The sequence below is a fragment of the Chitinophaga rupis genome (assembly GCF_900109685.1).
Classification (GTDB): domain Bacteria; phylum Bacteroidota; class Bacteroidia; order Chitinophagales; family Chitinophagaceae; genus Chitinophaga; species Chitinophaga rupis.
The window spans coordinates 313,818-322,568 of sequence record NZ_FOBB01000010.1 but is presented as its reverse complement, the minus strand read 5'-3'; the positions used below and the strand labels follow the sequence as shown (position 1 = coordinate 322,568).

The following is an 8,751-nucleotide window of genomic DNA, read 5'->3' as shown; positions in this document are numbered from 1 at the left end:
AGAACGCGTAAATGGCATTTTAAAACATGAGTTTGGGCTGAAAAGGACGTTTAGCAACTATGGCGACGCCGTCAATGCTGTTGGTAAGGCCATCGACTATTATAACCGTGTCAGGCCTCATATGAGTTGTAACTATCTGACGCCCAATGAGGCACATACCAGAACAGGCCCTTTGGCCAAAAAATGGAAGCCAAGAAAAAAAACAATGAGTAAATTACCCTTGTAAAGCGCTCGCTGAAACAATCTACAACATGTAAAGCCAATTCTGCATTCAATACGTCAACTGTAAGGTTTTTCTGTACTAAGACAATCCTCATTAACATCGGTTGCAGGAAATAGATAAGCCGTATATAAGCCGTATATACTCCCTATATACGCCGTATATAAGCCCACCCTTATAAGAGACGGCTTATATACGGCGTATGTACAGGTGAATATTAGCTTATTAATGCTTCTTTGTCTGCCCGGCAGCCCATTCATCCAGGTAACTTTCCAGTACATTCAGCGGCATATCACCCTGCTGTAACAGGGCAGTATGGAAGCTGCGCAGGTTAAAGGCCGGGCCTAGCTGCCGCTCGTATTTCTTCCGCAATGCCTGGATCTTTAATTCCCCGATCTTATAGGTAAGCGCTTGTGCGGGAAAGGCCATGTAGCGCTCTATTTCAGCTATGGCAATGGATTCGCTCACCGGCTCATGGGCCATCATGTAGGCAATGGCCTGCTCACGTGTCATTTTACCGGTATGGATGCCTACATCCACCACCAGCCGTATGGCGCGGTGCATTTCGTTATTCAGCGCGCCCATTTGCTGATATGGATCGGTGTAGCAGCCCAGCAGGGGGCCCAGTGATTCACAATACAGGGCCCATCCCTCCATAAAACCCTTAAAGGCAGGCTGCCGCCGGAAAGCCGGCAGCGATTTGTTTTCCTGCTGCAGCGATATCTGGAAATGGTGCCCGGGAATGGCTTCATGAATAAAATTTACCTCCAGCCCATAAAAAGTAACATTCACCTTGGTAGCATCTGGCACCGGTACATAGAACACACCGGGGCGGGTAGCATCTGCGGAGCCAACTACATATGCAGGCCCGGCCTGCGATGCTTCACGGAAAGCCTCAAACCGCCTGATCTCAAAAGGTGTTTTAGGGTATAGCTCAAACAGGGCGGGCAGGTGTGGTTTTATCTTTTCATAAATACGGCGGTAGGCATCCAGCACCTGTTCCGGTGTGGTAAATGGCGTGAACTTAGGATCTGTTCTCAGGTAATGAAAGAACTCCTGCAAAGTGCCTTTAAAACCGGTTTGTACTTTCAGCGCTTCCATGCGTTGCGTAATACGCGCCACCTCCCGTAAGCCGGTTTGGTAAATGCTTTCCGGGCTTTCATCCGTAGTGGCATGAAAGCGTATATAGTAACGGTAAATGGCTGCGCCGCCCGGCACGGCCGATAGTCCTGCACTGTCTGTAGCGGCAGGCAAATAAGTGTTTTGCAGGTAATCTGCCAGCCTTTTAAATGCCGGTAGCAGCTGTTGTGCAAGCACCTGTTGATAGGCCTGTGATATGCGTTGCTTATCTGCAGTAGCAAAGGAATCCGGCAGGTGCTTTAATGGCTGGTAAAACACATTCTTAGCCGTATCTGTTGCTGCCAGCGCAGTCATTTGCGGAATGGTTTTTATAACCAGGATCTTAGGCAGCACTAAACCGGTTTGTATGCCTTTGTTAAAGTTGGCTATGCAGGTATCTATCCATGGAACAAAGGCAGTGAGCCGTTTCAGCCAGTTATCATAATCCTTTACGGTATTAAAAGGCTGTGCAGAAGTGCCGGTGCCTAACTGCCCCATGAGCGCAGGCAGAGAGGTGAATTGATTTACCGGCATGTATTCCAGCCGCAGGTCTTTCTTTTCCAGGCCGGTTTCCAGCATTTCCTGCAGCACATCATACGAGATGCGGTCGGCCGTATTTAAGCTGCTGCGCTGAATAGTATGTAAGGCCTGCAGGTATTTTTCGTAAAAGCTATGCTCCTGTGCCAGGAAGGGAGCGGAAATATCATCCGGCAGCTGGTCATCATAGCGGTGGTCACCTGCAAAGGTGGCATCCAGTGGAAAAAGCTGCTGGTATTCCTGCTGATAATCTTCAAATAAACGGTGTAGCTTTGTTGTCTGTGCGGCAGCAGTGGCTATAGCTGTTACTGCTATCATTAATAGCAGTACAACCTTCTTCATGTTTCTCATAAAAGTTGTTATAATGTTCTTACCATCCACACAGTGCAGCTGTAATGGCCTGACTGGCCCAGGGGGGCAGTTAAATATTCAAAGCCCATTTTTTCGTATAAGGGAATAGCAGTGTGCAGCTCGGGCATAGTTTCCAGGTACATGTGCGTGTAACCTTTTTCGGCAGCGGCCGTACAACATTGTACAATAAGCTGTTTGCCCCATCCCCGGCCTCTTGCAGCGGGCAGCAGGTATAGCTTTACCAGCTCGCAATAACCGGCAGGTAAGCCCTCCGTAGGATAAATGCCGCCACCACCCCATAAATGCTGCTGCGATGTTATAACCCAATACCCGGCTGCCGTTGCGCGGAAGGAGTTGTAGAGATCATGTATACTTTGATCAAAATAGGCAGTACCGGGTTTATTAGCATTAAATTCTTTCAGCACCTGTTGGATGATGGCGGCCATTGCTGCATTATCCTGCGGCTGTACCGGCCTTATTAGAGCACTTTGCACAGTTTCTGTTTATTGGTTAAACGGTTAGTGCAAAGTAAAGGCAGGCGCGCTGCGCGAAATTGTATGTAATTAGCCTGAAGAAAAAGATGAGGGATCAGAGATGCCTGTAATGTTTGGGCAGCAGGCCTGTTACCTGCTGAAAGGTTTTGGTGAAATGCGCCTGGTCTGCAAAACCGCAGCTGTAGGCTATTTCAGTAAGGGAAAGGGGAGTGCTGCGTATAAGGGATAAAGCACGCTCTACTTTTAACCTGCGGCGGTATTCGCCTAAGTTGCAACGAAAGTATTTTGAAAAATGTTTTGAGATGGTAACGGGATGCAGCTGTAATTGTTCCGCCAGCTGCAATAAGGTCAGCGGATCATTCCACTGATCCTGCAGCGCTGTTCTGATCTTCTGCGCCCATTCAGGAAAATACTTTTCCGTGGGCTGTCCTGTTTGCAGCAGCTGTATGCACAGCTGGTCCATAGCAATAGGAGTATCTGCATCCTGGCGGTAATGCTCTTTCAGCAGCTTCATTAAGCCGCCGGTATTCAGCTCCATGCTTTCCTTTTCCATAAAGGAAGCGCAAGGTACAGGCAGCTCATATTGTTCAAAAAAAGCAGGTTCCAGCTCTATATTAAAAATGCGGGTGCCGGCACGGTAATCCATGTTCTGATGCGGCACTCCCGGGTAATAATATAAGCCCGTACCTGCGGCCTGCTGCTGCGAACCGTTCTTACGGATCTCTTTACTGCCACCGGAAAGGATGTGTGAAAAATGAGGATTGGAATGGTAGTGCCACTGGGACGATAAGCCATCGGGAAAAATAGTCTCTGTAGTAATGATAGGACCAAAGTGTACTTCTTTCACTTTTTGTCCTGCATAGTCCCCGCTGGTGAATACAATTGGATGTTGGCCGGCCATAGGTGGTAAAAATACAACATCCCCGGCAAAGACACTATTGCTTGCTGATTGTCCCGGAATTGCTTATATTTGCATTCGCAAAATCTACTTACTAGCTCGGCGAACAGGCTGGGCTTTTCTATTATTAGTTGAATATCAGGGAGATAGGGGCTATACCTTCACCTGCCGTCTCCGGATAATACACCCAGCAACCCACTAACCCATTACTTACTAACCTGTTGAAATTAAAACAGTTATACTGTAATTGATTGCGCATGCCGTAAATGGCTGGTATGCAATCACTTACCGGTTGTTAAACAATTGTAAAAAATAAAATAATATAGATATATGGATCAGCTAAAACTGAAATTGCAGGAATACTATCACCGTTACCAGCAACTGGACCCGCAGGTAAAACCGGGAAAGGAAGAAGTAGGCGATATGGAGAACGACATCCTTTCGCAGTTTGGGTTGCCTGCCTCCAAACGCTTTGTACAGATATTGCATGATTTTGTTAAGAATGCCCAGGTGACCGATCACCTGCTGAACTATGTAAGCAAAAAGCTGCGTTCTGCAGCCAGAACATATTTATTAGCACCGGTTATGTCAGATATTGAAGTGTTGAACCATGCGCGCGATCAAAAACGCAGTCCGTATGATGTGCTGCCGGAGCTCGGTTATACCGTGCATGAATATGCCATCTTTTTAGTGGCAGAGCTGCTGTACCGCCGTAATATGGGGCCGGTAGAGGTGCTGGACGAGCTGAAAAAAGTACAGCACTTTGACAGCTGGAATGAGCTGCTGGTGTTAAGCAAAATGCCGGAGTACAATACACATGAAATGTATGCCAAGCTTAAAAAGCAGCAGCTGCGTTTTGTGGATGATTTCGTACAGTTCAGCCACCGCCAGACCGCTCCCAAGGCGCCTGCCAAAAGGGCTACGCCGGCAGAAGAAGGTTACCTGCCCAACTACCGCACCATCAGCAAAATGCAGGTTGAGGATATTGTGTTTGATGAACAGGGCAACCCGCGTTTATTTGGTAAGATCAGGACTGGTAACCGCTACAACCGCATTAGCATAGGACTGGAATATTCTGAGTTGAACCAGGTGCTGATGAGCAGCGGTGAAATGGGTGTGGAGATCAGCCGTTTTATTAAAAAGAAGCTGGCCGACAACGCTGCAGAGAAACCAACGGTAATAGATATACGTACTGAGTTTGGTAAGCTCCTGCGCCTGGATGCCTGTTACCTGGAAGTGTACAAGCCGCAGCACCGCGAAGGGCACGACTGGATTGAGGATAAAGACAATTTTTATTTTGTGGATAAGATATTGACTAAAAAAGAATTTGATAAACGCGCCAAAGAGCTGGAAACCAAAGAAAAGATCCAGGAATGCCTGGAGATCATTGGCGGTTCTTATGTACATTACCAGCGCCTGCGCCGCTTAGGTGTAACGGACGAGGAAGCCAAGCTACGGGCCGGTTTGCAGGATGAGCTGTTGTTTAAGTTGTCGACGTTCCTGCATAAGCTGAAGGATTAGCTGCCAGTTGGCAGTCTGTGGTGGAGAGTAGCCGCCATTTTATGTGTGGATATTAAGTTGTAGAGTGTTTACAGTGTTATAAATAAAGAGGTGCCTGTTGTGGGCGCCTCTTTTTGTTTATATAAATGTTTAAGCGATAGATATTGATTGGAGTGAGTTTACTACCTTTGTATCCTTCCAGATCAAAAGAGCTGTACGGCTCTGGATGGCCCGGACTAAATCCTCGGTTTGTAACCGGGGTTTCTTATTTTAAGAAGGGTCAGCATATTATCTTTTCCCCTACGCGGACAGTAGACCATCCTCCCCTAAAAACAACGAAGGGGCGCCGATAACGGTACCCCTTTTTTGCGCCCTGATTGATAATGTTCCCTTCCCTTTCGGGCTGAGTAACTATGCTGCGAAAAATTTGATTGCTATGATTTACTTACCTGGCAAACATAAAACTTAAAAATCCCTTATTCGTTAATCCGCTGTTAAGCCCGTATAAGTTTTCTCCGGTCACCATACCATCAGCCCGGAATACTCCCATCCGACGAAACCGTCTTTTTTGACTGCCAACCGCCCGCTGCTTACGGCCAACTTTTTTCTTCACGGCCGCAAAGGTTCTGCCCCGCTTTGTCGTCCAATAAGGTATAATCATTTCAATGAATACAATGATACAACGTATCGCCTTGCTGGCATTTTTTGCATTAGCTGTAACACAGGCCGCCCTGGCGCAGGACCTGCAGTTAAAAGGCGTTTTACAGGATAGAAAAGAAAAATTCCCCATACCCGGAGCCACGGTAAGGCTGGTAGCTGCAACAGACTCTACCCAGATAGTGGGCGGCGTTACAGACGCTACCGGCGCCTTCAGCATTCCGCATTTAAAGGCGCAGTCCTATAAAATGTCGGTCTCCTATCTTGGTTATAAGAATGTGAACCGCACCATTACGCTTAGCGCCGATGCGCAGGACCTGGGCATTCTGTTCCTGAACAGGGGTTCTACCACTTTAAAAGGCGTAACCATAGAAGCTATTGTACCACCGGTACAGCAAAAAGGCGATACCCTGGCTTATAATGCCAGCGCCTATAAAACCAACCCGGATGCTACTGCAGAAGACCTGGTAAAGAAAATGCCGGGTATTTCCGTGGAGAATGGAACCGTGAAAGCACATGGGGAAGACGTTAAAAAAGTATTGCTGGACGGTAAGGAATATTTTGGGGAAGATGCTACCCTGGCCCTGCGTAACCTGCCCTCTGAAGTGATAGATAAAATAGAAGTATTTGATAAGCTGAGCGATCAGGCACAGTTCACCGGCTTTGATGATGGTAACTCTTACAAGACCATTAACATTGTTACGCGTGGGCAAATGCGCAACTCGCAGTTCGGAAAAATATCTGCCGGGTATGGAACAGACGACCGTTACTCCGCAGGCGGCAACGTGAGCCTGTTCAATGGCGACCGCCGTATTTCCCTTATTGGCTTAACCAACAATGTGAACCAGCAGAATTTTGCCACGCAGGATCTGCTGGGCGTAGTAAGCAATGCCAGCGGTAACCGCGGGCGTGGAGGCGGCGGTGGCCGCGGTGGCGGAGCAGGCGGTGGGGGTGGCGGCGGTAATGCCGGCAACTTCCTGGTAGGCTCGCAGGCGGGTATTACCAAAACCAATTCCATTGGAGTAAACTTTTCTGATGTGTGGGGCAAAAAGGTAACGGTGAATGGCAGCTACTTTTTTAACAATACCAACAACTCCAACAACCAGCTTACCAACCGCCAAACGTATCTTACCGGCGACAGCAGCTTGTTTTATGACGAAACGCAGATCACGAATAACAGTAATTACAATCACCGTGTGAACCTGCGTGTGGAGTATAAGATAGATTCAGCCAACATGCTGATCTTTACACCGGGCATCAGCTTTCAGAAGTACGATGCCTTTTCCCAAACAAATGGTTTAAACTCTTATTCAGATACCAGCCTGCTCAGCCGGTCTAATAACCAGCAAACCAGCAACACCAGCGGGTACAATACCAATAACGGGATCCTGTACCGCCATGCGTTTGGTAAAAGGGGCCGTACTATATCGCTGGGGCTTAACTTCAGCGCCAATGATAAAGACGGGCAGCGTAATCAGCAGGCTTATAATATTTACTACAAGGGGCAGGCCGGTGTAAATGATTCTACCTTGCAGCAGTCTAACCCAAAGAATAACGGTTACCAGGTATCTGCCAACATAGCGTATACGGAGCCCTTGGGAAAAAGCAGCCAGCTGCAGGTGAACTATAACCCGTCATGGTCAAAGAACAATGCTGACCAGGAAACTTTTCACTTTGATGAGTTCACGGGTAAATATGTACTGCCGGATACCAGCCTTTCCAACGTGTTTGAGAACACCTATAACACACAGAATGCCGGCTTAACCTACCGTTATGGCAACCGGGATAAGATGCTGTCCTTAGGAGTATCTTACCAGTATTCAGAATTGAACAGCGATCAAACCTTTCCCTTAAATACCAATGTGCACAGAACATTCAGCAACCTGCTGCCCAATGCCATGCTGCGCTATAAGTTTGATGACAACCATTCCCTACGCGTTATGTTCCGGTCATCTACCAGCCAGCCTTCTATTAGTCAGCTGCAGAATGTGATCAATAACAGCAACCCGCTGTTTATCTCTACTGGTAATGAAGCGCTGCAGCAACAGTACAGCAACCAGCTGATAACCCGCTATAGCTATACCCGGCCAGATAAAGGCCTCAGCCTTTTTGCCAACGTGTTCTTACAGAATACGCAGGACTATGTAACTAATGCTACTTACATTGCCACCAAGGACTCCGTAATAACGCCAACGGTTACACTGTTCAAGGGCTCTCAGCTGGCCAAGCCCGTGAATATGAATGGTTACTGGAGCGTACGATCTTTTTTAACCTTTGGAGTGCCTGTGCAGGCTATTAAAACAAACCTGAACTGGAATGCGGGCTTCACCTATACCCGCACACCGGGCATTATAAATAACGTTACCAATCTTTCAAACAGCTATAACTATAACCTGGGCGCGGTGTTTTCCAGCAACGTCAGCGAGTACGTGGATTTTACGCTGTCATACTCCGCTAACTTCAATGATCTCAGGAACAGCATACAGCCTACGCTGAACAATACCTATTTTTCCCATACCGCTTCGTTCCGGCTGAATTTATTGTCAAAGAACGGCTGGGTATTTAACAGTGACCTGAATAACCAGCTGTACAGCGGGTTAACAGACGGTTTTAACCAGCAGTACTGGTTATGGAATATTGGTGCAGGTAAAAAGTTCCTGAAGGCACAACGGGCAGAGCTGCGCGTAACCATTTTTGACCTGCTGAACCAGAACCGCAGCATTACCCGCACGCCTACTGAAACGTATGTTGAGGATGTGCAGTCGCAGGTATTGAAACAGTACTTTATGCTTACATTTACTTATAAGATAAAAAATTACAAAGGCAGCAAAGCCCCGGCTGAACCGGAGCTGGAGCGTGAGCGTAATATGATGCGCCGCCCCGATGGCATGTTCGGACGCCCGCCCGGCGGCGCACCTGGTGGTGCACCTGGTATGGACCCCGGCAGGGGCGGACCTGGCATGCCTTAAGGTCTA

Annotated in this window: 6 protein-coding genes; 3 read left to right on the top strand and 3 right to left on the bottom strand. The window is 47.8% G+C overall.

What is annotated here, in order from left to right; all coding sequences use genetic code 11:
• On the top strand, positions 1-226 hold a 226-nt coding region (locus BMZ54_RS28565; protein WP_143081112.1), incomplete at its 5' end, for an integrase core domain-containing protein.
• A gap of 219 nt (positions 227-445) precedes the next feature.
• Here BMZ54_RS28565 and BMZ54_RS28560 read toward each other — a convergent pair.
• The 3 genes from BMZ54_RS28560 to BMZ54_RS28550 all read right to left on the bottom strand — a co-directional run bounded on the left by BMZ54_RS28560 (position 446) and on the right by BMZ54_RS28550 (position 3,622).
• Entirely contained in the window at positions 446-2,227 is a 1,782-nt protein-coding gene (locus tag BMZ54_RS28560) for a DUF885 domain-containing protein (RefSeq protein ID WP_238386714.1), read from the bottom strand.
• 8 nt (positions 2,228-2,235) lie between these two features.
• Positions 2,236-2,721, bottom strand: coding sequence for a GNAT family N-acetyltransferase (locus BMZ54_RS28555; protein ID WP_238386713.1), 486 nt, complete (start codon positions 2,719-2,721; stop codon positions 2,236-2,238).
• A 94-nt stretch (positions 2,722-2,815) separates the two neighbouring features.
• Complete coding sequence (locus BMZ54_RS28550) at positions 2,816-3,622, bottom strand: helix-turn-helix domain-containing protein (RefSeq protein ID WP_089919957.1); 807 nt, start codon at positions 3,620-3,622, stop codon at positions 2,816-2,818.
• Between the two features lie 327 nt (positions 3,623-3,949).
• Here BMZ54_RS28550 and BMZ54_RS28545 point away from each other — a divergent pair, with 327 nt between their 5' ends.
• Both BMZ54_RS28545 and BMZ54_RS28540 read left to right on the top strand, forming a co-directional pair.
• A complete protein-coding gene (locus BMZ54_RS28545) occupies positions 3,950-5,140 on the top strand; it encodes a hypothetical protein (protein WP_089919955.1) in 1,191 nt (396 codons plus the stop codon).
• Positions 5,141-5,793: 653 nt separating this feature from the next.
• Positions 5,794-8,745 carry an outer membrane beta-barrel protein gene (locus BMZ54_RS28540; protein WP_162277695.1) on the top strand — a complete coding sequence of 984 codons (2,952 nt, stop codon included), beginning with the start codon at positions 5,794-5,796 and terminating at the stop codon, positions 8,743-8,745.
• The last annotated feature ends 6 nt before the right edge of the window (positions 8,746-8,751 follow it).

Coding starts and splice junctions, on each gene's coding strand:
- BMZ54_RS28560 (WP_238386714.1), bottom strand. CDS start 2,227: ATGAGAAACATGAAGAAGGTTGTACTGCTATTAATGATAGCAGTAACA.
- BMZ54_RS28550 (WP_089919957.1), bottom strand. CDS start 3,622: ATGGCCGGCCAACATCCAATTGTATTCACCAGCGGGGACTATGCAGGA.
- BMZ54_RS28545 (WP_089919955.1), top strand. CDS start 3,950: ATGGATCAGCTAAAACTGAAATTGCAGGAATACTATCACCGTTACCAG.
- BMZ54_RS28540 (WP_162277695.1), top strand. CDS start 5,794: ATGATACAACGTATCGCCTTGCTGGCATTTTTTGCATTAGCTGTAACA.